20 protein-coding genes and 1 pseudogene are annotated in these 25237 nt (G+C 71.5%); 15 read left to right on the plus strand and 6 right to left on the minus strand.

Translation table 11 applies throughout. The features are described 5' to 3' along the window. Positions 1-12: 12 nt before the first annotated feature. The 4 genes from ACIBNA_RS09910 to ACIBNA_RS09925 are packed head-to-tail and all read left to right on the plus strand — an operon-like array spanning position 13 to position 9573. Entirely contained in the window at positions 13-3462 is a 3450-nt protein-coding gene (locus ACIBNA_RS09910) for a sigma-70 family RNA polymerase sigma factor (protein WP_399164729.1), read from the plus strand. A 53-nt stretch (positions 3463-3515) separates the two neighbouring features. Next, positions 3516-6644 carry a helicase-related protein gene (locus tag ACIBNA_RS09915; protein WP_399164730.1) on the plus strand — a complete coding sequence of 1043 codons (3129 nt, stop codon included), beginning with the start codon at positions 3516-3518 and terminating at the stop codon, positions 6642-6644. Then, positions 6641-8491 (plus strand): DrmB family protein, encoded by a 1851-nt coding sequence (gene drmB, locus ACIBNA_RS09920; protein ID WP_399164731.1) that lies wholly within the window; start codon positions 6641-6643, stop codon positions 8489-8491. The genes ACIBNA_RS09915 and drmB overlap by 4 nt, the downstream gene beginning before the upstream one ends. Continuing rightward, the gene (locus ACIBNA_RS09925; RefSeq protein ID WP_399164732.1) at positions 8488-9573 is read left to right on the plus strand and encodes a DNA helicase; all 1086 of its coding nucleotides are present in this window, start codon (positions 8488-8490) and stop codon (positions 9571-9573) included. The genes drmB and ACIBNA_RS09925 overlap by 4 nt, the downstream gene beginning before the upstream one ends. A gap of 327 nt (positions 9574-9900) precedes the next feature. Here ACIBNA_RS09925 and ACIBNA_RS09930 read toward each other — a convergent pair whose 3' ends face one another. Further along, positions 9901-10524: an HD domain-containing protein gene (locus tag ACIBNA_RS09930; RefSeq protein WP_399164733.1), complete on the minus strand. Its 624-nt coding sequence runs from the start codon at positions 10522-10524 to the stop codon at positions 9901-9903. Positions 10525-10694: 170 nt separating this feature from the next. Between ACIBNA_RS09930 and ACIBNA_RS09935 the strand changes: the two genes are divergently transcribed. After that, entirely contained in the window at positions 10695-11237 is a 543-nt protein-coding gene (locus ACIBNA_RS09935) for a hypothetical protein (protein WP_399164734.1), read from the plus strand. A 13-nt stretch (positions 11238-11250) separates the two neighbouring features. On the opposite strand, the gene ACIBNA_RS09940 is transcribed toward ACIBNA_RS09935, so the two are convergent. Continuing rightward, entirely contained in the window at positions 11251-11643 is a 393-nt protein-coding gene (locus ACIBNA_RS09940) for an SCO5389 family protein (protein ID WP_399164735.1), read from the minus strand. Between the two features lie 55 nt (positions 11644-11698). Then, a complete protein-coding gene (locus tag ACIBNA_RS09945; protein WP_399164736.1) occupies positions 11699-12658 on the minus strand; it encodes an AAA family ATPase in 960 nt (319 codons plus the stop codon). Between the two features lie 152 nt (positions 12659-12810). Between ACIBNA_RS09945 and ACIBNA_RS09950 the strand changes: the two genes are divergently transcribed. Next, entirely contained in the window at positions 12811-14325 is a 1515-nt protein-coding gene (locus ACIBNA_RS09950; RefSeq protein WP_399164737.1) for an ABC transporter substrate-binding protein, read from the plus strand. Between the two features lie 30 nt (positions 14326-14355). Here ACIBNA_RS09950 and ACIBNA_RS09955 read toward each other — a convergent pair whose 3' ends face one another. Next, a complete protein-coding gene (locus ACIBNA_RS09955; RefSeq protein ID WP_399164738.1) occupies positions 14356-14757 on the minus strand; it encodes a RidA family protein in 402 nt (133 codons plus the stop codon). 113 nt (positions 14758-14870) lie between these two features. Here ACIBNA_RS09955 and ACIBNA_RS09960 point away from each other — a divergent pair, with 113 nt between their 5' ends. Continuing rightward, entirely contained in the window at positions 14871-15251 is a 381-nt protein-coding gene (locus ACIBNA_RS09960; RefSeq protein WP_059421625.1) for a helix-turn-helix domain-containing protein, read from the plus strand. 12 nt (positions 15252-15263) lie between these two features. Here ACIBNA_RS09960 and ACIBNA_RS09965 read toward each other — a convergent pair whose 3' ends face one another. After that, a complete protein-coding gene (locus ACIBNA_RS09965; RefSeq protein WP_399164739.1) occupies positions 15264-16025 on the minus strand; it encodes a CDP-alcohol phosphatidyltransferase family protein in 762 nt (253 codons plus the stop codon). A gap of 108 nt (positions 16026-16133) precedes the next feature. Here ACIBNA_RS09965 and ACIBNA_RS09970 point away from each other — a divergent pair, with 108 nt between their 5' ends. The 5 genes and pseudogenes from ACIBNA_RS09970 to ACIBNA_RS09990 form a co-directional block, all read left to right on the plus strand. Further along, positions 16134-17114 (plus strand): zinc-binding alcohol dehydrogenase, encoded by a 981-nt coding sequence (locus ACIBNA_RS09970; RefSeq protein WP_399164740.1) that lies wholly within the window; start codon positions 16134-16136, stop codon positions 17112-17114. A gap of 115 nt (positions 17115-17229) precedes the next feature. Further along, entirely contained in the window at positions 17230-17628 is a 399-nt protein-coding gene (locus ACIBNA_RS09975) for a 6-carboxytetrahydropterin synthase (RefSeq protein WP_010043117.1), read from the plus strand. Next, positions 17625-18830, plus strand: a complete 1206-nt coding sequence (locus ACIBNA_RS09980; RefSeq protein ID WP_399164741.1) for a glycosyltransferase family 4 protein — start codon at positions 17625-17627, stop codon at positions 18828-18830. Before ACIBNA_RS09975 ends, ACIBNA_RS09980 begins: the two co-directional genes overlap by 4 nt. A 197-nt stretch (positions 18831-19027) precedes the next feature. Next, entirely contained in the window at positions 19028-20041 is a 1014-nt protein-coding gene (locus tag ACIBNA_RS09985) for a class I SAM-dependent methyltransferase (protein WP_399165022.1), read from the plus strand. A gap of 371 nt (positions 20042-20412) precedes the next feature. Beyond that, positions 20413-21288, plus strand: a pseudogene (locus ACIBNA_RS09990) (YbhN family protein); the annotation flags it as partial. Between the two features lie 155 nt (positions 21289-21443). Here ACIBNA_RS09990 and ACIBNA_RS09995 read toward each other — a convergent pair. After that, complete coding sequence (locus tag ACIBNA_RS09995; RefSeq protein ID WP_399164742.1) at positions 21444-22172, minus strand: creatininase family protein; 729 nt, start codon at positions 22170-22172, stop codon at positions 21444-21446. Between the two features lie 41 nt (positions 22173-22213). On the opposite strand from ACIBNA_RS09995, the gene ribA reads away from it, so the two are divergent. The 3 genes from ribA to ACIBNA_RS10010 all read left to right on the plus strand — a co-directional run bounded on the left by ribA (position 22214) and on the right by ACIBNA_RS10010 (position 25231). Next, positions 22214-22873, plus strand: a complete 660-nt coding sequence (gene ribA / locus ACIBNA_RS10000) for a GTP cyclohydrolase II (protein ID WP_059421618.1) — start codon at positions 22214-22216, stop codon at positions 22871-22873. Positions 22874-23022: 149 nt separating this feature from the next. Next, positions 23023-24084, plus strand: coding sequence for a saccharopine dehydrogenase (locus tag ACIBNA_RS10005; RefSeq protein ID WP_399164743.1), 1062 nt, complete (start codon positions 23023-23025; stop codon positions 24082-24084). Continuing rightward, a complete protein-coding gene (locus ACIBNA_RS10010) occupies positions 24074-25231 on the plus strand; it encodes a saccharopine dehydrogenase family protein (protein WP_399164744.1) in 1158 nt (385 codons plus the stop codon). Before ACIBNA_RS10005 ends, ACIBNA_RS10010 begins: the two co-directional genes overlap by 11 nt. The last annotated feature ends 6 nt before the right edge of the window (positions 25232-25237 follow it).

The raw sequence follows: 25237 nt of genomic DNA on the forward strand, positions 1-25237 counted from the left end.
CGGTTGTCCCCGGTGCGGCAACTGCTCGCCCGGTACGCGGACGTCGGCGGCTACGTCACCCCGGGGGTCGTGGACGGCGTGGTGCGGCTCGCCGGGCTCAGTGCGCGTGAGGCCGCGCAGTTGCGGGCGGACACGTTGGTGCGGGCCCCGGAAGGGGAGCGGGGCGTCGGGGACGGAGAGGAAGCCGGTGAGACGGAAACGTCGGCGGCGGGAGAGGCCGCCGGTGATCCGGAGAGCTCCATAGCCGATGATCCGGAGGATGCCGAAGTCGACGGCCCGGACCTGAGGGAGCCGCCTCTGGGGTCGGCGGTGCAGGGGGACCTCGCGGAGTCGGTGGCCGCGGCGCACGCCGTCCTGGACACCGACCGACGCGTGCGGCATCCCGGCAGCCGGTTACTGAGCGCGCAGGCCGAGGTGGGTCTGGCCGTGCTGGTGCGTGGCGGTCCGGACCGTATCGCCGAGGAACCGACCGAGGACGAGCTGAAGGCCCTCCCGCCGGACGACCTCAGAATCCGAGCACGGGACTGCCTCGTCCTGCACAACCAACGACTCGTGCACGCGCTGGTGCGGCCCCATCTGGAGCAAGGGCTCGACTACGAGGACCTCCTCCAGCACGGCTTCCTCGGCCTCCTCAGGGCCGCCCGGAAATTCGATCCCGCCAAGGGCTTCAAGTTCTCCACGTATGCCACCTGGTGGGTCCGGCAGTCCATCACCCGGGCCATCGCCGACGAGGGCGCGCTGATCCGGGTCCCGGTGCACATGCACGAACAGATGCGGAAAGTCGCCAGGGCCGAACGTGCCCTGGCCGCCGAGGGGCGCCGCGCGGGCGACGCCGATGTCGCGGTGCGATGCGACATGACCCTGCAGAAGGTGCAGGAGATCCGACGCCTGACCCACCGCACCGACTCCCTGGACCGTGTCATCGGCGACGGGGCAACGCTGGCGGACTTCGTGGGGGAGACCCACACCCTGCCGCCGGTGGAGGCGCACGTGGTCGGTGCCCGGTATGTGGAGGATGTGCTGGCCGTGGTGGACACGTTCACCGAAAGGGAGGGGCGCATCCTCGTACGGCGGCTCGGTCTCGACGGGGACGAGCCCTCGACGCTGGACGAACTGGGGCGTGAGTTCCGGGTGACGAGGGAGCGCATCCGGCAGATCGAGGTCAAGGCGCGGCCCGCGCTGCGCGTCCGGCTGCGCGAGGCGGGCCTTGTGGGCCTGGACGCCGCGTGCGAGAAGGCCGAGCGCGCGGCGGAAGGCGCAGCCGAGGCCAAGAGGGCGGCACGGATCGCCCGCGCCAATCACGCGGCACGGACCGCCCGAGTCCGACTCGCCCTCCGCAAGCTGAGGGCGGAGCGCCTCGCCCGGCAGGAGGAACTACAGGTCGAGGAGACCGGCGGGACGTCGATCGCCGAGGCGGAGCCGGGACACGCGGTCACGACGGACGCCCATGACGACGCCCGCGCAGACACGGCTCCAGACACGGCCGTCGATGCAGAGGAGACGGTCGACACCAGTGCGGCCGCCCCCAGCGAGGAGGCCGTCAACGGCGATGCGGCGCCGCACGTCGTCACCGCCGACTGGCAGCGTGCCTGCCGACTGGCGGACACACCCGTCGACCAGCTTTGGTGGCTCGCCGACTATGCACGGGCGGCGCTTGGCGATGACGGTCTGGTGGCGCTGTTGGGGCAGCCGGCTGCCGACGCGGTGGTGCGGGACGCCCGAGCAGGCGGGCGCCTGTCACGTCCGGTGCTGACGGCGCTGGAAGTACTGCGCCGTGTCTTCGACGCCCTGGTGGCGGAGGGGCGGCGGCCAGACGAATTCTTCGACCGTCCCGCCGAGGCGCTCGTCGGGGCGACGCCCCGCGACTATTTCGAGCGCAGGCCCTTGGTGAACCGCGAGTCGCGACTGGCCGTACGGGACGCCCTGCGGGAGTTTCTCGTCGATGCAGCCGCCGAGAACCATGACACGGATGGGCGCGAGCAGGCACGAAGGGTGGGGGCGCACGTTCCTGAGGCGCTTCAGCCCGGTGCGAGAGCGGAGACGGTCACGGACATGGTGGAAGAGCCGTCCCACGTCGCGACCGACACACCCGTCGCACCCCCACAGATCACCGCCGACTGGGAGAAGGCCCTGGCGCTGACGGAGCCGCCGCTGGGCGGGGGAGCGGCGTGGCTCGCTGAGTACGCCTTGCTTGCCCTGGGGCATCTGCAGCTGTCCGTGCTCCTCGGCTCACCGGCAGCCGATGCCGTGGTGCGGGCGGCACGACATCGGGGCACGCTCGATCGCCCTGTCATCCAGGCCCTGGAAACGCTCGTCGACGTCTTCTCCGCGGTCAGGCAGAGGGGACTCAGGCCCGAGCACTTCTTCGAGTCGCCCGCCGGCACGCTGGCCGGGGCGACTCCCCGCGCGTACCTGGCCACGAGGCCCCTGGTCCACGCCGGGTCGCGCGTCGCCGTCCGCTCTGCGCTCCGGGGGTTCGTGGCGGCACCGCCAGAGCGGCCCGAGTCCCCGGCGGGAAGGGGCAGCCACGACGTCAATGCGCCTGATGCTCCGGCGGTCGACGCGAGGGACGAGAACCAGGCGTCGGCTCCCACGGACCCTGCGCCGGACGCACAGACGCCGGGCAACACCGAGCGGCTGTCCGCTGAGAACAGTGCCCCGGACGACGCCTGGCTCGCCTCACTGACGCGGGACCACGAGCGTCGGCTGAGCGAGGAGCGGAGCGCGGCGGACGAGCGTGTCGAGGCCGTCCGAGCAGAGGCCGAGCGGGAACTCGACGTGTGGGAAGAGGTGTTGTTCGCGCGCATGGACGCCCTGCTGCTCTGGCGCGAGCGGCGCGTCCGTGCCGAGGCCGAGGAACGTGTCGCGCAGCTGAAGGCGCAGCACCACGCGGCGTACCGGTCGGTGCTGGACAAGACCGAGAAGGCCGAGGAGGCCGCCCGGTCGGCGCAGGAGCAGCGGGACCGGACCGGCGTCCTGGAACTGCGTCTGCGCCAGTACCGCGAGGGTGCCGAGGCGCGCATCGCGGATCTCGAAGCGCGGCTGAGCGAGGCCCAGAAGGCTGCCGCCGAGCGTGAACGCGCCGCCGGGGCGTGGGTCGCCGAACTGGAGACCCGGGTACGGAGGGCCGAGGCTGCCGCCGGTGAGCGGGAGCGCGCTGCCGCGTCGGCGCGGGAGGAATACCGGCAGGGTGCTCAGCTGCGCATCACCGAGCTGGAGGCTCGGCTGCGGGACACCGAGGAGGCCCTCGCACAGCGGGACGCGTTCGTGGACGCGGCCCGCCGGCGCGCCGAGGAGGCCGAGCAGCAGGCGGCCCAGCGTGTCGCTCAGAGCGAGCACGATGCCTGGCTCCGTATCACCGAGTTGCAGACTCAGCTCGGCGAGGCGCAGGCACAACTGGGCGCAGTGCAGGAAGCAGACCGTGGTCGCGGATTCCTCCGGGATCGGTGGCGCCGTTCGTGATCCCTCCGGCCACCCACTTGTCCCCTCTGCCCTTCAAGAAGACCAGGAATGCCATGGACCCCAGACAGGAACTCGTCTCCTACCTGCGGAGGCAACTCGTCGGTCCGGTCGACGGCGACGACGAGACGCTCGACGCACCACCCGACCGGCAGTACCTCATGGGCACCCTCTACCCGCAGGAAGCCGATCTGCAGGGACAGCTGGATCTCGCCAGGGAGGAGTTCGACGGGGCCGGCACCGAGCGGGGAGCCGAGGACACCGCACCGGCGGGCGACCCCGTGCCGGAGTCGAACTCCTGGCTGCCGTCCTCGCTCGGTTTCAGCTTCTACACCGACGCCGAGATCCTCGAAGTCGAGTGCTCCGCCGCTCGCTACCTGACCCGGTCGCGCAGCGGTCATCGCGGCCGCACGTGGCAGCGGGTCGCGATGCCGACCGAGACGCATTTCCTCGGTTTCGGCCGGGGCCAAGTCTCCGTGCTCGACGCGCGAGCCGAACTCCGCGTCACGCGACGCGACTTCGGGGAGGGCAAGCTCGTCACCGTCGCTCTCGTCAACGCGGCCCAGTACGACCCCGCCCTCGGCAAGAGCGCCCATTGGGACGGCATGCTGTTCCAAGTGGAGCTGCAGGCGCGGCCCGTTGACGGACAGGTACTCCAGTACCCGAGCGTGCGTCTGGCCAGTCGCGACCTGGAAGAGCAGGAACTGCGCCTCCAGTACCGTCACGTGCGCACCCACGCCGTCGGCCACGGGTGCGCCGTCGAAGAACTGCGGGACGACAACGGGCAGGCGGTGACCGGACTTCGGGCGGCCGTGATGCCCGAGGCCGAGGTCACGGGCGTACGAGCTGCCGGACTGACCGACACACCGGTGCTCAGCCTCGCCCACCTCGCCGAACCGGCCGTCTCGGTCGACCAGCTCCGTGAGGAGTTGGCTGAGTTCGCCTCCGCATACCGGGCCTGGTACGTCGGTCAGCTCAACACGGAGGTGCCCGAGTGGGGGCGTGAGGCCGCGGAGCGCGTGCTCGGTCGGATCGGCACCGCGGTCTCCCGCATCGAGTCCGGCGTCCGTACGCTCTGCGACCCCCGACGTCCCGAACTGCTGCACGCCTTCCGGGCCGCCAACCACGCCATGGCGCTGCAGATGCGTCACTCCGCCGCCGACCTCGCCGGCACCCGGCGCCCCCGCCGAAACAACGGCGTACCGCTGGCCCCGGCGCCGTTCGAGGACGCCACCTGGCGCCCCTTCCAGCTTGCGTTCTTCCTGCTCGCCGTCGACGGTGCCGTCGACCCCCGGCACCCGGACCGCGCAGTCACGGACCTGATCTGGTTCCCGACCGGTGGTGGCAAGACCGAGGCGTACCTTCTGCTGGCCGCGTTCGTGATGGTGCTGCGCCGGGGCGGACCCGACGGCGGAGGCACCGCCGTACTCAGCCGTTACACGCTCAGCCTGCTGACCACACAGCAGTTCCAGCGTGCCGCCACGACCGTGTGCGCCCTGGAGTCCATGCGCCGGGCCGCCCCGGCCACCTACGGCGAGGAGCCGTTCTCCATCGGGTTGTGGGTCGGTGAGACCACCACCGCGAACAGCTACGACAAGGCGCGCCGCGACTTCGAGACAGCGCGTGCCGCCGCCACCCCGGACGACGTGTTCATCCTCGACCGCTGCCCGTGGTGCGGCACGCGCATCCTGCCCGCCCACAAGTCGCCCGACATCGACGACTACGGGGTGCGTGCCGCCGCCGACTCCTTCGCCTTCTTCTGCCCGAGGGACGAGTGCCTCTTCCACGACGAGCTGCCCGTCGCCGTCGTGGACGAGCACCTGTACGACCGTCCGCCCACCTTTGTCCTCGGCACCGTCGACAAGTTCGCCCGTCTTGCCTGGGAACCCCGTGCGGGACGGCTCTTCGGAGCCAGCACCGGGCACCGCCCGCCGTCCCTCGTCATCCAGGACGAACTGCACCTGCTCACCGGCCCGCTGGGCACCACCGTCGGCCTCTACGAGTCCGCCGTCCTCGGGCTGTGCACCACGCCGGACGGCTGCGGGCCCAAGGTCGTGGCGTCCACGGCCACCATCCGCCGCTCCGGGGAGCAGGTCCGCTCCCTCTACGGGGGAGACGTCCAGCTCTTCCCGCCCGCGGGACTCGACGCCCGCCACTCCTACTTCGCGGAGCCCGACACTTCCCGACCGGGCCGCCACTATGTCGGTGTCATGGCCCAGGGACACACGGCCGGCCGCGCGTCCGTTGCCACTGCCGCCGCCTTGCTCCAGGGCGCGTGGGAACTGCCCGAGGAACACCGGGACGCCTACTGGACCCTCGTCGCCTACCACCACAGCCTGCGGGAACTGGGCCGCACCGTCACCGCCGCCGCCGACGACATCCCCGCCCAGCTCGCCGGACTCGACTCCGGCAGCGGCGTACGTCCCCTGCCGGACCAGCACGTCGAGGAACTCACCAGCAACCTGCCCCGGTCCGAACAGCCCGTGCTGCTCGACCGGCTGGAGAAAAGCTGGGACGACACCAAGTCGGTGTCCTTCCTGCCCTGCACCAACATGCTGTCCGTGGGTGTCGACGTGAAGCGACTCGCGCTGATGCTGATGCAGGGCCAGCCCAAGACGACCGCCGAGTACATCCAGGCCACCAGCCGAGTGGGCCGCCACGCCGTACCCGGTCTGGTCGTGACCTTCTTCAACGCCACCCGGCCCAGAGACCGTTCGCACTACGAGACCTTCGACGTCTACCACCGGGCGCTCTACCGACACGTCGAACCGACCAGCGTCACCCCCTGGTCCGTGCCCTCCCGTCGCCGAGCCCTGCACGCCGTGCTCGTCATCCTCGTACGGCACCGGCTCGGGCTCGCGGCAGAGAACCAAGCCGGCGCGATCCTCGACTGGTTGCCCGAAGCGGAAGCCGTGGTCGAGGAGTTGGCCGAACGCGCCGAGACCGCGGAGCCCGGTGCCTGTGACGCGGTACGCAAGGAACTCGCCGGACTGCTCGCCGACTGGGAGGACCTCGCGCGCCAGGCCCGCAAGGACGGCCGCGACCTGTACTACCGCAGCCAGGGCAAGGGTCAGTCCAACCTCATCAAGAGCTTCGAGCACATCCACGGCCTGTGGGAGACGCCCAACTCGATGCGCAACGTCGACCGGGAATGCCAGGTGACAGTGAAGGGAGTCGAACTGTGAGCCGCACACTCCGGGTACGACAGTCGCAGACCGTGGTGCCCTTCGGGGTCGGGGCCGTCTTCGACATCCAGGGCGAGTCGTTCGTCGCCACCGGCATCGGCGACTGGCCGTCCCGCGGCAGGCAGCCGATCGAATCGGCCCGGCTCGCGAACCGCCTCGGCGTCTCCGGCTTCTACGCCGCGCCCGCCACCGCCAACGACCGCTTCGACGTCGCCGACGCGCCCGGAGCGCCGTACATCCGCTTCCCCTCCTGGCTGTTCTGCGGGGCGTGCCGGCGCATGAAGCGATGGCGGATCGCCGACGAGAAGCACGGGCAGGCGCCGCGCTGTCCATCCTGCTTCCCGGCGCGGACGCTGGCGCCGATGCGGTTCGTGCAGATCTGCCAGGCCGGGCATCTCAGTGACGTCGACTGGTGGTTCTGGGCGCACTCGCGGCGGGACGGGGGCGAGCGGCAGCAGTGCGGGGAGCGCGAGAAGCTGCGGTTCCTCGTCTCCGAACGGGCCTCCGGTCTCGAAGCGCTCTCCGTCGCCTGCACCGCGAAGGGGTGCGGAGCCGTTCGGGACCTGCTCGACGTGCTCGGCACACACGGCCTGCGCTGCTCGGGGCGCAACCCGTGGCAGCGCGCCAGTGAGGCCCTGCAGTGCCCGAGGCCCGTGCAGATCGTGCAGCGCACCGCCGGCAACCTGTACTACCCGATCGTGCACTCGGCGATCGACATCCCCGAGACCGACGCCCCCGCGCACGCCGGCGACGCGCTCGCGGACCAGGTGCGTGAACACCACCTGTGGGTGTCGCTGTGCCGGGACGCCTTGTCACCGCGCGCCGTGCTCTTCCGGCAGATGATCCAGGAGGACACGGGGGCCGATGAGGTGTTGCTGGACGCTCTCCTGGCCGAGGAGACGGGCGGCAAGAGTCCGGCGGCTGCCGCTGCCACGCCCGAAGGACCCACCAGGCCCGACCTGAGCCGGGAGGAATGGGCCGCCTTCACGGCACCCGTCCCACCGGCCACGCGAGACTTCGCCCTGCGCGAGACGACGCTCGGACTGGCGGGCGAGACCGCCGAGCCCTGGGCCGGTCTCGCCCGCCGCTTCGGCCGCATCGTCCTCGCCGACCGGCTCCGCGAGGTCCGCGCCCTGTCGGGCTTCACGCGGGTCTCCCCGGACGCCGTCGTCGTCCCTGCCGACACCTCCCGGCGGTTGAAGTGGCTGCCCGCCGTCGAGGTCTTCGGCGAAGGCATCTTCCTCACCCTGGACCGCGCCGCTCTGAAGGACTGGGAGGACGTTCCAGACGTACGCAGACGCGTCACGGGCATGCGGGCAGACCTCGACCGCTCCTTCCAGAAGGACCGACTGGAGAACGTGACCGGACCGGAACTGTCACCCCGTTTCGTCCTGCTGCACACCCTGGCCCACCTTCTCATTCGCCAGCTGTCCTTCGAGTCCGGCTACACCACGGCGAGCCTGCGCGAACGCATCTACGCCCGCCCTGAGCAGGACCAGTACGGCATCCTCGTGTACACGGCCGCCGGTGACGCCGAGGGAACCCTGGGCGGACTCGTCCGCCAGGGCGAGCCACCGCAGCTGGCCGAAACCCTGCTGCGGATGACCGAGTCGGCCGCCTGGTGCTCCGCCGACCCGCTATGCGCCGAACACACCGGGCAGGGGTTCGGCAACCTCAACCGGGCTGCCTGCCACGCCTGCGCCCTGCTGCCGGAGACCAGCTGCGAGGCCGGGAACAGCCTCCTGGACCGGGCCCTCGTCGTCGGCGGCGAGCGGGTCCCCGGCTACTTACAACCCATCATCAGCGCGGCCCGCGCCGCCGCGGCCCACGCCCTGGAGCAGCCGTGACCATCACCTACCTCGACCTTGCCCCCGACCAGCGCGCGGGACTCGACGGCCTGCCCTTCGACGGCAACCATCTGGTCAGCGGGCCGCCCGGCAGCGGCAAGAGCGTCCTGGCCGCACAGCGCGCCATCATGCTTGCCCTCACTGGCACACCAGCGGTCCTGCTGACCTACTCGAACCTGCTGCGCCAGTCACTCGCGGGGACGGTGCACGCGCTGGGGCCGGCAGATCGCTCCATCCGAGTCATGACCGCCCACGGGTGGCTCGCCGACTGGTACGGTGCCAAACCGCCTCGCACCGGAAACGGCTGGTACGACTGGGACGCCCTCTTCAACCGGGCCGCCGATCCCGCCTCCACCACCGCCCCCACCCTGGTCGTCGACGAAGGCCAGGACCTGCCGCCCGAGTTCTACCTGCTCTGCCGCATGCTAGAAGCCCGTACGACCGTCTTCGCGGACGAGTGTCAGCGGCTCACCGACACCAACTCCACCCTCGGTGAGATCGCCCGCAACCTCGGCAGGTGCACGCAGCAGGGACTCGACGGAAATCACCGCAATACCGAGCAGATTGCGTCCTTCGCGGCCCACTTCCACACCGGCGCCAACGTGCCGGTTCTGCCCGGCCGTCAAGGACCGGCGCCGCGCCTGCATCGCTTTCACGAACGGGGTGTCGTGGATCTGCTCATCCTTCTCGCGGAGCAACAGCCCAGGAAGACGATCGGTGTGATCGCCGGGTCCAAGCACACGCAGTTCTCCCTGCTCACCAGCATTCAGAATCGTGCCTCTCGGCTGAAGCCCCAGCTGTACACATCCGAGTCCAAGGGACGTCTGTACCGCAATCTCGACCTCGGCCGTCCAGGCATCGTGATCGTGCACCGTGCCAGTGCGAAGGGGCTGGGCTTCGACACGGTCGTCATCCCGGACGCACACAGGGACGCGGCGACCGATCCCACCTCCGCCACGCTGCGCATGTCCTACTACGTCATGGCCACCCGGGCGCGACAAGAGCTCCACCTCGGCTACGAGGGGGAGTCGGAGCCGCCCCTCCTGGCCCACGTGAACCGCGGGGACCTGCAGAGGGGGTGACAGCAACGGCCGCCCGGTTCGGGTGAACCGGTGTCACGGGCATTGAGTGGTCTGAACAGGCCCTCGCTCGCGAGATCCCGGAGGAATTGCGCGTGGACTTGCACCGTGGGTAGTGCCCTGCGTCGCGCGCATCCCGACGACTTCGACGATCTGCGCAGGATCGTGCTGTGGCTCAGCGCTCGTACGACGGCCGTGGGCACGGTGGGGTACTTCCGCTTCTACGAAGCGCACCATCCCGGCGTGCTGATCGCGGAGGCCGGACCGTACGCAGAGAGATCTTGTGTGTCGAGGAGGTCGTCGAGACGGCGGACCAGGTGGTCCCGACTTCTACGCCTGAACGGCGGCCCTCGTGGTGCCCCCTTCCGCCTTTAAGCCCGACACCGGCCCGGTGAGATCCGGGTCGCCGAACTCCGCGCGCAGTGCCTGGAAGGCGGTCACCTTGTCCTCGCCGAAGCGGCGGACGTGGGTGGCGTACTCGTCGGGGGAGAGGAACGCCGACGGCCTGGACTTGGTGTGGAACTTGTCCGCGTACATCACCAGCCTTTCCTCCTCTGTGACCGCCAGGTAGTCGGCGGGCGGGAGGGGCAGTCCCTGGCTCACGATGTCGTGCCGCGTGAGTCCCACTCCGGTGTGGTGGGAGCAGAAGCGGCGGAGGGTTTCGGGGAAGCCCTCCGCTTCGAGGATCTCGTGGCCGAGTAGTCCGTGTCGGATGTAGTTCTCGTGGTCCAGCCGTCCGTCGTCCCCGTAGAGGCGGTAGACGCCGATGTCGTGAAGGAGGCAGCCGGCGCGGACCAGTTCGGCATCGAGGTGAGCGAGGTGGGGCGCGGAGAGGAGCTGCTCGGCGATTCCCCAGACGATCTCGCAGTGCGTGTGGACGAGCGTGAACGCTTCGGCGGTGGGGGCGTGCTTCTCGTGCAGCGCTTGGATCTCTGCGGGGCTCGGAATCCTCACCGGAAGAGCGTAACAACCGTCGATCCCGCTTGGTCGGCCAGTTCCCACGCCACCCGTTTCACGCTATCGGGTGATGCTGCGGAACAGCGGGCACGGGCTGGCTTTGCAGGCCGTTCGAGCAGGTGACGGGGACTTCTCGTCCATTGTCATCACAGCAGCGGGAGCACACCATGGGCCTGCACTTCCACCGCAACCCCGACGGCACGACGACCGGGCGCAACGAGGCCAACGGCTTCACCGTGACGCATGCCGAAGAAGAAGAGGTGAAGCGGCAGTTGTACGAGGACGCCGGGTGGGAGTACACGCCACCACCGCCTCCGGTTCCGCCCGGGTTCCATCGGTTCTCTTTGGTGCACGACGAGTTCCGGGCCTCCGGGTTCGGGGACGAGAGGTATGCGCGGCTGCTGGCGCGTCCGCCGGAGGGGTGCGTGCCGGTCGACCGGGGGGGCTTCGCCCTGGAGTGCGAGCGGCCGGGCAAGACGCTCATGGACGCGGTCGCCGGTACCGTCGCGGAGGTCCGCCGAGAGCACGGGCTGGTGATGAACAGCCTGGGTGTCGAGAAGCCCCAGGAATGGCTCGACGCGGACAACAAGAACGGATACGCGGCGAAGAGCGTCGCGCACTTGGTGCTGATGGCCGCTGACCGCGCCCGACTGCTCGGATACGGGCGCAAGGACGTGGTCCGGCTACTCGATGCCACGGGGATCGAGTAGCCGGTGCGGTGAGTCAGCAGTCCCTGAACTCCGGCGACTGGTTCAGGACCTGGGACCGCACGGACGTGAAGCGCGCGTACGTCTCCCCGCCCCGCGCCCCCGGGCGGAACGCCGCCACGCGGTGGCAGTTCTGGAAGGCCAGGGTGATGCCGAAGTGGCGTTCCAGGCTGGTGCGGATCGCGTCGCTGGCGAGGGCGCGCAGGAGTTGGCCGCGCTCCTGTTCGGAGGGGGGAGGGGTCTGGTTGTCGGTGAAGTCGGTCTGTCCGTCGTGGAGTTCGGTGGCGAGGGAGGCGATCAGGTCGTAGGCGTAGGGGAGGGAGGTGCGGACCGTGTCCACGAAGTCCTCCTCACGGATGTCACCCTGCTCGGCTTCGGCGAGGAGCTTCGGGGAGACGTCGAGAGACATGGGGGAGTGGCGTCCTGTCTGGTTGGGGGTAGGGCGATAAGGGCGCGGGAGGAGTTCAGGTCTTTGGCCGGGCGCCGGGGACGTAGTCCGGGTCGACCTGGGCGGTCAGGTCCTCGCCCGTGCGGGCGTCCGCCCACGCTCGGGCGTTGCGCAGGTGGAACTCGACGGCATGGCGGTGGAGCCGGTCCCAGTCGCGGGGGTGGGAGTCGACGGCCTCGCGGAGGATCGTGAGTGCGTGGCGGTTGTGCGGCTCCAGGGAATCCAGTGCGTCCAGGCCGCCCTCGGTGCGGCCCTGTTCGGCCGCGCGGACCCAGGGGGACTGGACCAGGTAGGTCAGGAGGTCGTCCCCTACCTGTTCCTTGAGGTAGAGGAGGTCGTCCTCGCAGGTCACCTTGTTGCCGATGACGGCGATGCGGATGCCGAACTGTTCCGCGTGGTCGCGGTACTGGCGGTAGACCGAGACGCCCTTGCGGGTGGGTTCCGCCACCAGGAAGGTGATGTCGAAGCGGGTGAACAGGCCGGAGGCGAAGGCGTCCGCGCCCGCCGTCATGTCGACCACGACGTACTCGCCGGCGCCGTCCGCCAGGTGGCCGAGGTAGAGCTCGACCGCGCCCAGCTTGGAGTGGTAGCAGGCCACGCCCAGGTCGGACTCGTCGAACTCGCCCGTGACCATCAGCGGGACGCCGCCCGCCCGGCCGACGTGCCGCGTGTGCAGTTCGTCGTCGCCCAGTGGGCGCAGGAGGCGGGAGCCGCGTCCCGGGGGAGTTGTTTTGATCATCGCCTCGCGGGAGGTGATGCGTGGGTTCGTGCCGCGCAGGAAGTCCTTGATCTCGGCCAGGTGCTCGCCCAGGGGAGGGGCGGACTTCTCCTCCTCGCCGAGCGCCTCGGCCAGGTGCTGGTTGATGTCGCCGTCGATGGCGAGGACCGGGGCGCCGGAGCGCGCCAGGTGGCGGGAGAAGAGCGCCGACAGCGTGGTCTTGCCGCTGCCGCCCTTGCCGACGAACGCGACCCTCACGACCGCACCGCCTTTTTGAAAATGAATGTCATGTGGTTAGGTTTAGGGAGTGATCGTCATCGCTGTCAAATCGCCTACGCCGTATGGGGTTTGCGGTGGTGTCCGAGGGTGGTCCCCCGGCCGATCAGTGCCTCGTCCTTGGTGCATATGCTGTGCAAGTGCGTGATCTGAGCATCAAGAGCCCCCTCCGGTTCCTCGCCGTCCTCGTCCTCGTCCCAGGTCTGGCGGGCTGTTTCGCCTCCCCCGGCGGGGAGTCGTCGTCGGACGGCGGGCAGCCGGGCTCGCGGCTGCGTGTCGCCCTCGCCTTCCCGCCCGCCGAGAACTTCTCGCCGTACGGAGCCGACGCCACGCTCCTCAGCCGGCTCGGCGTCACCGAGGGGCTGACCGCCCTGGACGCCAACGGCGCCGCGGCCCCGGCGCTCGCCGAGTCCTGGCGTCGCGAGAACGACCGCACCTGGCGGTTCACCCTGCGCGAGGCCACCTTCCAGGACGGCGCGGACGTCACTCCGGCCGCCGTGGCCGACGCGCTCACCCGCGCCACCAAGGCGAAGCCCCTGCCCGCCGCCCTCGCTGGTGTCACCCTCGATGCCGAGCCCGACGGCAGCCGCGGCATACGTATCTCCACCGCCGCGGCCGACCCCGTCCTGCCCATGCGCCTGTCCAGCCCGAGCCTGGCGATCCTCTCCCCGAAGGCGTACGAGAAGAAGGGCGCGCCCACGCCCGTCGGCACCGCCACCGGGCCCTTCGAGATCACCAAGGCCAACAGCGGCGGCTCCGCGACCCTCGACCGCTTCGACGACTACTGGGGCGGGCGCGCCCATGCCTCCGGCATCGACGCGCGCTTCGTCAAGGACGGCACCGCGCGCGCCAACGCGGTGCGCACCGGCGACGTGGACATCGCTGAGGCGATCCCCGTCGCCCAGGCCGCCACCCTCGACAAGGCGACCCTGAAGGAAGCCGGCACCACCCGGACGACCAGCCTTCACCTCAACACCAGGACCGGCCCGCTCAAGGACCCGAAGCTGCGCGCCGCCGCGCGCACGGCGGTCGACTCCTCCGTCATCGTCAAGGGCGTCTTCGAGGGGTACGCCGACCCGGGCGCCGGCATCTACGGTCCCGCCGTCACCTGGGCCGAGAGCAAGCGGGTGAAGCCGACGGGGCGCGCGGCCGCCGCCCGGCCCGACGGCACGCGGATCACCCTCGCCACCTACGACAACCGGCCCGAACTCCCCGAGGTCGCCCAGGTCGTGCAGCAGCAGCTCGAAAAGGCCGGCTTCACGGTGCAGCTGGAAGTGCGCGAGTACTCACGGCTGGAGAGCGACGCGCTGGCCGGGAAGTTCGACGCGTTCATCGGCGCCCGCAACAGCCTGCTGGACACCGGCGACCCCGTCGGCGTCCTCGCCAGTGACTACACCTGCGACGGCGGCTACAACCTGGCCCTGCTGTGCGACGAGAACGTCGACCGGGCCGTCGAGAAGGCCGACGGGACCGACGGCACGGGCGAGCGACAGGACGCGGCCATGGCCGCCGAGGCCGCGATCCTCGGCACGGACGCGGTCGTGCCGCTGGCCCATCAGCAGATCATCGCCGGCGTCTCCACCAAGGTCAGGGGAGTCGTCCTCGACCCGTACGAGCGGACGCTGGTGGGCACCGGGACGCGTCGCTGACCGTCTCCCGCCCGGGCCCGCCGTCCCGGCTCACGCCGGCAGCTTCGTGTCGATCACGCAGCTGATCTCCACCGCCTGTCCGGGGAAGGTGAGTTCGGTGACGCCCAGGGCCGTGCTGACCGGGCGGTGGGTACCGAAGTACGCCCGGTTGCCCTCCGCCACCACGTCGGCGTTCTTCACCAGGTCCACCACGTACAGCGTCTGCGAGACGATCTGGTTGCGCGTGACGCCGTAGTGGGCCAGCACCTTGTCGATGTTGACGTAGGTCCCCTCCAGCTGAGTGGCGACGTCGTCCTCGGGGTGGAAGTCGCCCGCCTCGTCGAACGAGAGCTGTCCGGAGACGTGGATCAGATCGCCGGACCTGATCGCCTGCGCGTAACCGAAGTGGCTCTCGGCCGGTATGGCGTGGTCGTAGACATCGCTCGCGGTCATGGTTCCCGTCCTTCCGTCGAGCGCGAACCCGCGCTCTCTTGCGGTTACTCGGGAACTGTAAGAGAGTGTGCGCCGACCTGGAAGAACGCACTTTTCGGTGACTGGGGAACCAGATGGTGACCAAGCAGTTGAGGGACCTGCCGGAGAACGCGGACCTGCGCCGGGCCGACTCCCTGGCCCGGGAGATCTTCTCGGACGTGGCCAACAAGTGGGCGCTGCTGATCATCGAGGCCCTCGGTGAACGCACCCTGCGCTTCAGCGAGTTGCGCGACGAGGTCGAGGGCGTCAGTCACAAGATGCTCACGCAGAACCTGCGGATGCTGGAGCGCAACGGCCTGGTCGACCGGAAGGTGCACCCCACCGTGCCGCCGAAGGTCGAGTACACCCTCACCGAACCGGGCCGGGCCCTGCGCGCCACGGTCGATCTGATCTGCGGCTGGACCCATGAGTACCTCGGGCACATCGAGTCGGCGCGCGACCGGTTCGACGCCTGACCGGTCGGGGCGTCAGCTCGCGACCAGTTCCCGCACCTGGCGCCGGGCCGGGGCCTCCTCGACCCGCGAGGTGCGGTACAGCCACAGCACATCACGCCCGAACGACCACACCAGCAGGCCCAGGGCCAGGGCCGCGACCCCGAAGTTGGCCGCGTACGGCAGCAGATCGGCGCCCGCCAGCAGCAGAAGCACACCCTGGAGTGCCGCGACCGTCTTGCGGGCGGTGCTCGGCGGGAGGGCGGCGGTCAGCCAGGGCCAGATGCGGGCCGCGCCGACGAACACGTACCGCATACCGCCGATCAGCAGCACCCACGGGCCCAGTTGCATCGACACGTACACGCTCAGCACCAGGATCAGGAACGCGTCGACCTCCATGTCGAAGCGCGCGCCCAGCGGGGTGGAGGTGCCGGTGCGGCGGGCGACCTTGCCGTCGACGCCGTCGAGGATCAGGGCCACCGCCGTCAGGCCGACGAACAACGACACGGGCGGCGAGCTCTGGAAGGAGTCCGCGACCAGCGCGGTGACGCCGCCGACGAGAGTGGCCCGGCCGAGGGTGACCCGGTTCGCCGCGCCGAACGAGCGCAGCCGGGAGCGGTGCAGGGCCCGGGAGAGCACCGCCCAGGTGGCGATCGCGAACGCGAGGCCGGTCAGCCAGCCCGCCGGGCCCATCCCGATCGCCGTGCCGATCAGGGCCAGCAGCAGGATCTGCACGCCCGCCCCCAGGGCGGTCTCCTGCTGTACGAGCCTCGCGTCGTAAGTGTTGTTCAGGGCCACCGAACACCCTCCGGCCGTGTGACAGAGTCGATCAACGCCGCTACCTTGTGCGCGGCCTGTGCACCCCTCGGTACGCAAGCAGCTTCCCGATCGTTCAGGAGGACTTCGATGAAGCACACCGCACGGTCGTTCTGGATCGACTCGCCTGGGCGAGGGGAGATCCAGGACGTCATCCTGCCGGACCCCGGCGAGGGCGAGGTACTGGTCCGCACTCTCTTCTCCGGCGTGAGCCGCGGCACGGAGACGCTGGTCTTCCGCGGCGGCGTGCCCGTCAGCCAGCACTCGGCCATGCGGGCGCCGTTCCAGGAGGGCGACTTCCCGGGACCGGTGAAGTACGGCTACCTCAACGTCGGTGTGGTGGAGGAGGGACCCGAGGCGCTCGCCGGCCGTACGGTGTTCTGCCTCTACCCGCACCAGACCCGGTACGTCGTCCCGGCGAGCGCCGTCACGCCCGTACCGGACGCCGTGCCGGCCGAACGGGCCGTGCTCGCGGGGACCGTGGAGACCGCCGTCAACGCCCTGTGGGACGCCGCGCCCCTGGTCGGCGACCGGATCGCCGTGGTCGGCGGCGGCATGGTCGGCTCCTCCGTGGCCGCCTTGCTCGCCCGGTTCCCCGGCGTCCGTGTCCAGTTGGTCGACGCCGACCCGGGCCGGGCCGAGATCGCAAAGGCGCTGGGCGTGGGCTTCGCCTCTCCCGAGGACGCCCTCGGCGAGTGCGATCTGGTCGTCCACGCCAGCGCCACCGAGCAGGGGCTCGCCCGGTCCCTGGAACTCCTCGCCGCCGAAGGGACCGTGCTCGAACTGAGCTGGTACGGCGACCGGCGGGTGAGCGTGCCGCTCGGCGAGGCCTTCCACTCCCGGCGGCTCGTCATCCGATCCAGCCAGGTCGGCACGGTCTCCCCGGCCCGGCCGAACCGCACCTACGCCGACCGGCTCGCCCTCGCCCTCGACCTGCTCGCCGACCCGGCCCTCGACGCCCTCGTCACCGGCGAGTCCGCCTTCGAGGACCTGCCGGACGTGCTGCCGATGCTCGCCTCCGGCGAGATTCCGGCGCTGTGCCACCGGGTCCGTTACGACGAGAGCGCCTGACCTGAGAAAAGACGTACCGGAGACTGAACAGGGGAAGGCAAGGAGCCGTAATACACGGCATCCCCGGCAGCCATGGCGGGGGAGCAGAGACGCGCCGCACCTGGAGGGTCGTCCGTTGTTCAGCATCACCGTCCGCGATCACATCATGATCGCCCACAGCTTCCGTGGCGAGGTCTTCGGACCGGCGCAGCGCCTGCACGGGGCCACGTTCCTCGTGGACGCCACGTTCCGGCGCGAACAGCTGGACGAGGACAACATCGTCGTCGACATCGGGCTGGCTACCCAGGAACTCGGGGCGGTGGTCAGCGAGCTGAACTACCGCAACCTCGACAACGAGCCCGACTTCGCCGGTGTCAACACCTCCACGGAGTTCCTCGCCAAGGTCATCGCCGACCGGCTCGCCGAGCGCATCCACAAGGGCGCGCTGGGTGAGGGCGCCAAGGGCATCGCGGGCCTGACCGTCACCCTGCACGAGTCGCACATCGCGTGGGCGAGTTACGAGCGTGCGCTGTGACCGACACGACGATCGAACGGCCCGGGCAGAGCGGACCGGCACCGGCGCGGCTGAATTATGTACCCGTGCAGCACGCCGCCCTGAAGAACGCCGAGATCATCCCCATGTCCCTGCGCACCGTGCACTTCGTGCTGCCGGGCGGCATCGACGACCCGGCCACGCCCAGCGGCGGCAACGCCTACGACCGGCGCGTGTGCCTGGACCTGCCCGGCTTCGGCTGGCAGGTGACCAAGCACGCCGTGGCCGGTGACTGGCCCCGGCCGGGGGCGGCGGCCCGTACGGAACTCGCCCGCGCCCTGAGCGGCTTGCCCGACGGTGCCGTCGTCCTGCTCGACGGGCTGGTCGCCTGCGGCGTCCCGGAGATCGTCATGCCCGAGGCGGAACGTTTGCGCATGGCCGTCCTCGTCCACCTTCCGCTCGGCGACGAGACCGGGCTCGATCCGGCCGTGGCCGCCGAACTCGACGCCAAGGAGCGGGCGGTGCTGCGAGCGGTGTCGGCGGTGATCGCCACCAGCGACTGGGCGGTCCGCCGTCTTGTCGCCCACCACGGCCTTCCCCCGGAGCGGGTGCACGTCGCGGCCCCAGGCGCCGACATCGCGCCGCTCGCGCCCGGCACCGACGGTGTCTCACGGCTGCTGTGCGTGGCCGCCGTGACCCCGCGCAAGGGACAGCACCGGCTGGTGGAGGCGCTGGCCACGGTGACCGACCTGCCGTGGAGCTGCGTGTGCGTCGGCAGCCTCACCCAGGACCCGGAGTACGTCGCCCATCTGCGGTCCCTCATCGCCGAGCACGGCCTTCAGGACCGGCTGGAGCTGGCGGGCCCGCAGTCCGGCGCCGCACTGGACGCCAGTTACGCCACCGCCGACCTGATGGTGCTCACCTCCTATGCCGAGACGTACGGCATGGCCGTGACCGAGGCACTGGCGCGCGGCATCCCTGTCATGGCCACGGACGTCGGCGGGCTCCCCGAGGCGGTCGGCCGCGCCCCCGACGGCGGTGTGCCCGGCATCCTCGTCCCGCCGGAGAACTCCGCCGCCCTCGCCGCAGAGCTGCGCTGCTGGTTCGGCGAGGCGGACGTACGCCGTCGCCTCAAGGCCGCCGCCCGCAGCCGCCGCGCCGCCCTCGGCGGCTGGGCGGCGACCGCACAGAGCCTGGCGGCGGTACTGCGCCGGCTCCCGACCGACCCCCGGAGGGCCGCATGACGAACCCGGCGACGACCCACCACAGCGGGACGATTCCGGCCCAACCCGGGCCGAGGGAGGCTGCCGAGTCGATGGACGGCGTGATTCCGGGCGCGGGACCGAGCGGGAATCCCGGGCCGGGGGAGGGTGCCCGGTCGGCGGGTGCCGCGATCCCGGGCGGGGGTGCCGGCGGGCAGGCGGCCCGGTCGACGGACGCCATGATTCCGGGCCGGGGTCCCGGCGGACAGGTGGCCGGGTCGGCGGATGCCGTGATCCCTGGGGCCTTCAGCGGGCAGTCCGGGCCGGCGCAGACCGCGGACGCGGTCATCCCGGGCGCCGGCCCCAGCGGGTACCCCGGCGCACGGCCCACCGTGAAGCTGCGTGAGGCCGACCCCGAGGATCCGCCCCGTTACGCGCCCGAGTGGCTGGAGTTGCGGGAGCCGGCCGACGCCGCCGCGCGGGCGCACGATCTGCTCGACCCGCTGCGCATCCGGCTCGCCAACCTGCCGGGCAAGTCCGGCGGTGTCGTCATCCACGACCTCGGGTGCGGTACCGGCTCGATGGGCCGCTGGCTCGCCCCCTGCCTGGACGGCGCGCAGCACTGGATCCTGCACGACCGCGACCCCTACCTGCTGCACTTCGCCGCCGTCACCTCCCCGCGCTCCGCCGCCGACGGCAGCCGGGTCACGGCGGAGACGCGGCGCGGTGACGTCGCCCGCCTCACCGCGGACGCCCTGCTCGGCGCGTCCCTGGTGACGGCGTCCGCGCTGCTGGACGTCCTCACCCGCGAGGAGGTCGACACCCTCGCCGCCGCCTGCGCCGGAGCCGGCTGCCCGGCCCTGCTGACGCTGTCCGTCGCCGGCCGCGTGGAGCTGACGCCGTCACACCCGCTGGACTCGGAGATCGCCCAGGCGTTCAACGACCACCAACGCCGCGACGGCCTGCTCGGTCCCGACGCGGTGACGGCGGCGACCGAGGCGTTCTCCGAGCACGGCGCGACGGTACGGCTGCATCCGAGCCCGTGGCGGCTCGGCCCCGAGCAGGCCGCGCTCACCGAGCAGTGGCTGCGCGGCTGGGTCGGCGCCGCCGTCGAGGAGCGCCCCGACCTGCGGGCCGCCGCCGACGCCTATCTGGCCGAACGCCTGGCCGCCTGCACCGCCGGCCAGTTGCGCGTCACCGTCCACCACACCGACCTACTGGCCCTGTGCCGCCCGGCGGGCGGAGCGTCATGAGCCCGCGGGCGGGAGTGGACGTCGCGCCACGGGGCGCGGGGGCGGGGACGCGTGTGCGGCTGAAACCCGCTGACACCGCCCGGTTGCCGGAGACCGCCGACGGCCCGGGCCGGCTCGGTGGAACCGGTGCTCCGGCGCCGTCCTCGGCCGCCGCCGAACCGTCGCGCCCGCTCGCCGCCACGGTCCCGGACGGGCCGTCGGCGACCGGCAGCGGCCGGCGTTCGCCCGCCGGGGCAGGGACGAGCAGCGCGATCGCGCCCCTGGCCGATCCGGACGTGCCGTGCCCGGTCGCCGACGGCACGGCCGTGCGCCGACTCGGCGAGCCGGCCCTCTCCCCACGCCCCGCCACCGACGCCGAGACCCGGACGCCCATGACCCGCCCGGAGGCCTCCCGTCCCGGCCCCGTCCGTACCGCCCTCGCCCGGCTCGGCTCCCCCAAGGCCCGTACGCACCTCGGCACCTTCGCCGGAGTCGTCATCCTCGGCGTGCTGCTGTGGCGGCTGGGCACCGGGGTCTTCCTGGACGGGCTGCGCCGCATCGACGGGACGTCCCTGGTGCTGGCCCTCGGAATCGGGCTCGTCACCACCGTGTTCAGCGCGTGGCGATGGGCGCTCGTGGCCCGGAGCCTCAGGATCCGGCTGCCGTTCAGACCGGCCGTCGCCGACTACTACCGGGCGCTGTTCCTGAACGCGGCGCTGCCCGGCGGTGTGCTCGGCGACGTGCACCGGGCGGTGCGGCACGGGCAGAGCGAGGGGGACGTGCGGCGGGGCGTGAAGGCCGTCGTCCTCGAACGGGCCGCCGGGCAGATCGCGTTGTTCGCCGTCGGGGCCGTGGTCCTGCTGACCATGCCGTCCCCGGTGCTGGCGGAAGCCCGGCACGCCGCGCCGCTCGCGGTCCTGGCCGCACTCGGCGCACTCGCCGTCGTCCTCGCCCTGCGCATGAACCGCGCGGCGCCCTCCCGCCGGGGCCGGGCGCTGCGCGCCACGCTCGCCGAGGCGCGCGAGGGGCTGCTGTCCCGCCGCAACGGGCCCGGAGTCATCGTCTCCTCCGTGGTCGTCCTGGCAGGCTACGTCGCCATGTTCCTACTCGCCGCCCGCGTCGCCGGAGCCGCCGCCTCCGTGGCCGTCCTGGTGCCGCTCGCCGTACTGGCGCTGCTGGCCATGGGCCTGCCGCTGAACGTCGGCGGCTGGGGACCGAGGGAGGGCGTCACCGCCTGGGCGTTCGGCGCCGCGGGCCTGGGCGCCGGCCGGGGACTCGCCGTCGCGGTCGTCTACGGGGTGCTCAGCCTCGTGGCGAGCCTGCCCGGCCTGGTCGTGCTCGTCGCCCGCTGGTACGCGGGTCTGCGCGCCGGGTCCCCGCCCGCCTCACCGGCACCTGGACCCGGCCCCGCGGCCGTGGCCGACTACTCGTCGGAGGTCAGCAGCGAGAAATACGCCCCGAAGGAATCCGCCAGGCTCGCCAGGAGTTCCTTCCCCTTTTCCGCCGAACCCAGCGAAGGACGGCCGATGACACCGGAATCGGTATAACCGGACATGCCGAGGGTGAGCAGATGACGCCGGTCGTCAGCGACAAAATCGCAAGTCTCATAACCGGGTCGGAGCATTTCGGGATGAGCGTGCAGAAGGATGGAGGTCTCTATTTCCCCCGCGTGCATGTCGGTGAGCAGCGAGGTGAGCACACCCGCCCGCTCCCGCGCCGCCTCCCAGTCCTCCGGGGCCGGGAACAGCGCCATCCGCTCGCCGCGGGCGGAGGATTCCTGAACGACGTTGCCCAGCACGTAGTTTCCGCCGTGCCCGTTGACCACCACCAGGGCGTCGACGCCCGACCGGCGCAGCGAAGCCGCTATGTCCCGTACCACCGCATGAAGGGTCACCGAGGAGATGCTCACGGTCCCCGGCCAGGCCGCGTGCTCGTGCGAGCAGGAGATCGTCACCGGAGGAAGGAGGTGCACCGGGTACGCGCCGGCTATCTCCCGCGCGACGGCACAGGCGACGAGCGTGTCGGTCGCCAGCGGAAGATACGGACCGTGCTGCTCGAAGCTCCCCACGGGAAGCACCGCGACCTGCCGTGAGACACCGGCGCCCCGCGTCCGTACGTCTTCCGTGGTGTCCGCCGGCACCAGATCACTCATAACGACACGGCCTTTCGTCTCTGCTTAGGAACTCGAGAATCATGACAGAAAAAATTGGCGTACTCGGCAAGAAGTCCCCGCAGCGGACCGGCGTGGAACGCGTCGTGAATGCGCCCTTGCCCACCGTGTACGGGAAATTCCAGGCGGTCGGCTACCTGGACCACGACCGCGGTGACGAACAAGTGGCGCTGGTCTACGGCGACCTCGGCACCGACGACGTGCTCATCCGGCTGCACTCGGAATGCCTGACCGGCGACGCCTTCGGCTCCCAGCACTGCGAGTGCGGCGACCAGCTCGACGCCGCCCTGCGCGCGGTCGTCGCCGAGGGCGCCGGTGTCGTCGTCTACCTCAGAGGGCATGAGGGCCGCGGCATCGGCCTGCTCGCCAAGCTGCGCGCGATGGCCCTCCAGGCGGAGGGTCTGGACACCGTCGAGGCCAACCTCGCCCTCGGCCTGCCGGTGGACGCCCGCGACTACGGCGTGGCGGCCCGGATACTCGACGACCTGGGCGTCAAGTCCGTGCGCCTGATGTCCAACAACCCGCGCAAGCGCGAGGCGCTGGTGAACCACGGCATCGAGGTCGCCGAGCAGGTGCCGCTGCTGATCCCGCCGTGCGAGAACAACATCACCTATCTTCGGACCAAGCGGGAGCGCCTCGACCACCACCTGCCCCACCTCGACGCGGTGGTCAGCTCCTCCTGAGACGCCGGGGCAGGTTCCGGTGCCCCTCGACGTGACCTGGGCGCATGGGCGCGCGACCCGCGGGCGGGCCGCGTACCCTTCGTGGATGTCCGTCCCTTGAGCGTCGGTCCTCAGCGGCCGACGCCTCACGTCCTTGAGGCCCAACTGGTATGACCGAGCTCCATCTGTGGCTGCGCCACGAGGCCCGAACGACCGAGCGACGCACGCCGGTCGTGCCCGACGACGCCCGGCGGCTCGTCGGGAACGGAGTGGCACTGACCGTCGAGGACTCCCCGCAGCGGGTCTTCCCGATCGAGGAGTACGAGGCGGCCGGCTGCCGCGTCGCCCCCGCGGGCTCCTGGGCGTCGGCCCCGCGGGACGCCGTCGTGCTCGGCCTGAAGGAACTGCCCGACGAACCGGCCGAACTGACGCACCGGCACATCTTCTTCGGCCACGCCTACAAGGACCAGCCCCAAGCGGCCGGACTGCTGCGCCGGTTCGCCGCCGGGGGCGGGGCGCTGTTCGACCTGGAGTACCTGGTGGACGACACCGGGCGGCGCCTCGCCGCCTTCGGGTTCTGGGCCGGCTACCTGGGCGCGGCCCTGGCGGTGCTCCAGCACCGCGGCCGGCTGCGGGCACCGCTGACGCCCACGACGAAGGAGGCCCTGGACGAGACGCTGAAGCCCGCCCCGGACGACGCCGAGTTCACCGGCCTGGTCATCGGCGCCCTGGGACGCAGCGGCCGCGGTGCCCGCGCGGCCTTCGCAACCGCCGGTGCGGACCCGACCTGCTGGGACCTCGCCGAGACCCGCGACCTGGACCGCCGCGCCCTGCTGGAGCACGACGCGATGGTGAACGCGGTGCTCGCCACCAGCCCCGTCCCGCCCTTCCTCCGCGAGCAGGACCTCGACACCCAAGACCGCCGCCTGCGCACCCTGTGCGACGTGACGTGCGACGTCGGCTCCCCGCTCAACGTCCTTCCGGTGTACGACGAGACCACCGACTGGGACGAGCCCGTCCGCCGACTGCGCGAGAATCCCCCGCTCGACCTGATCGCCATCGACAACCTGCCCTCCCTGCTGCCGCTGGAGTCCAGCACCGACTTCTCGGCCGCCCTCCTGCCCCACCTGCTCGACTTCGGCGTCACCGGGCCCTGGGGACGCTGCCTGGACCGGTTCCGCCAGGCATGCCGCGAACACGGCCTCGACAAGGGGGAGATCCTTGACCACTGATCTGGTACCCGCGAGCGGCACCGTCCACTGGGTCGGCGCCGGCCTGTCCACGGGCAGCGGCCTGGCCACGCTGTGCGACACCGCCGAGCGCGTACGGCTCTGGCACCGCACCGAGAGCCGCGCGGCCGACGCCCTCGACCGGCTGGGCCTCGCCGGACGGGCCGGGCCCCGCGCCTACACGCTGCCCGCCCTCGCCGCCGAACTGACGCCCGGCGACATCGTGGTGTCCATGCTGCCCGCACCGGAGCATGCGCCGCTGCTCGCCGAGTGCGTCCGGCTCGGGGCGCACTTCGCCTGCTCCAGCTATGTGTCCGAGGCGGTCCTCGAGCAGGTGCCCGCCGCCGAGAAGGCCGGGGTCGTCGTCCTCACCGAGGCCGGGCTCGACCCGGGCATCGACCATCTCTTCGCCCACGCCCTCGTCGCCCGCGCCCGGGAGGCCATCGGCGAGGAGACGCCCGCCTCGTACACCCTCACGTCGTACTGCGGCGGCGTCCCGGCCGTCCCGAACGACTTCACGTACCGCTTCAGCTGGGCACCGGCGGGGGTCCTCAACGCCCTGCGCTCCCCGGCCCGTTACATCGAGGGCGGCGCCGAGACGGTCGCCGACCGGCCGTGGGAGGCGACCCGGCGGCACGTCGTCGACGGGGAGACCTTCGAGGTCTACCCCAACCGCGACAGCGTCCCCTTCGTCGCACAGTACGGACTGCCGGACGCCTGGACACCGCGCACGTTCGTCCGCGGCACCCTGCGTCTGGAGGGTTGGCTGCGCGCCTGGGACGGCGTCTTCGAGGAGCTGAAGAGGGGCGACGACGCCCGGATCACCGCCCTGGCCCGGGAACTGGCCGCCGCCTACCCCACCACGGACGACGACCGGGACCGGGTCGTCCTCGCCGTGTCGCTGGACGTCCGGGCCGGGACCGGGCGGACCTGGGCGGGCGGCTACCTCCTGGACCTGGTGGGCGACGCGCGCGAGAGCGCGATGGCCCGCTGCGTCTCGCGCACCCTCGCCCTGGGCGTCCGCCACGTCCTGGACGGCTCCCTGCCGCCGGGCCTGAACCGCGCCGCCGAGACGGCGGCCCGGTCCGAACAGTGGCTGAGTGAACTGGCCAGGGACGGCGTCGAGTTCACGCTCCGCGTCGACCAGTAGCGGGGG

The sequence above is a fragment of the Streptomyces sp. NPDC050164 genome, from assembly GCF_044459945.1.
GTDB lineage: Bacteria > Actinomycetota > Actinomycetes > Streptomycetales > Streptomycetaceae > Streptomyces > Streptomyces coeruleorubidus_A.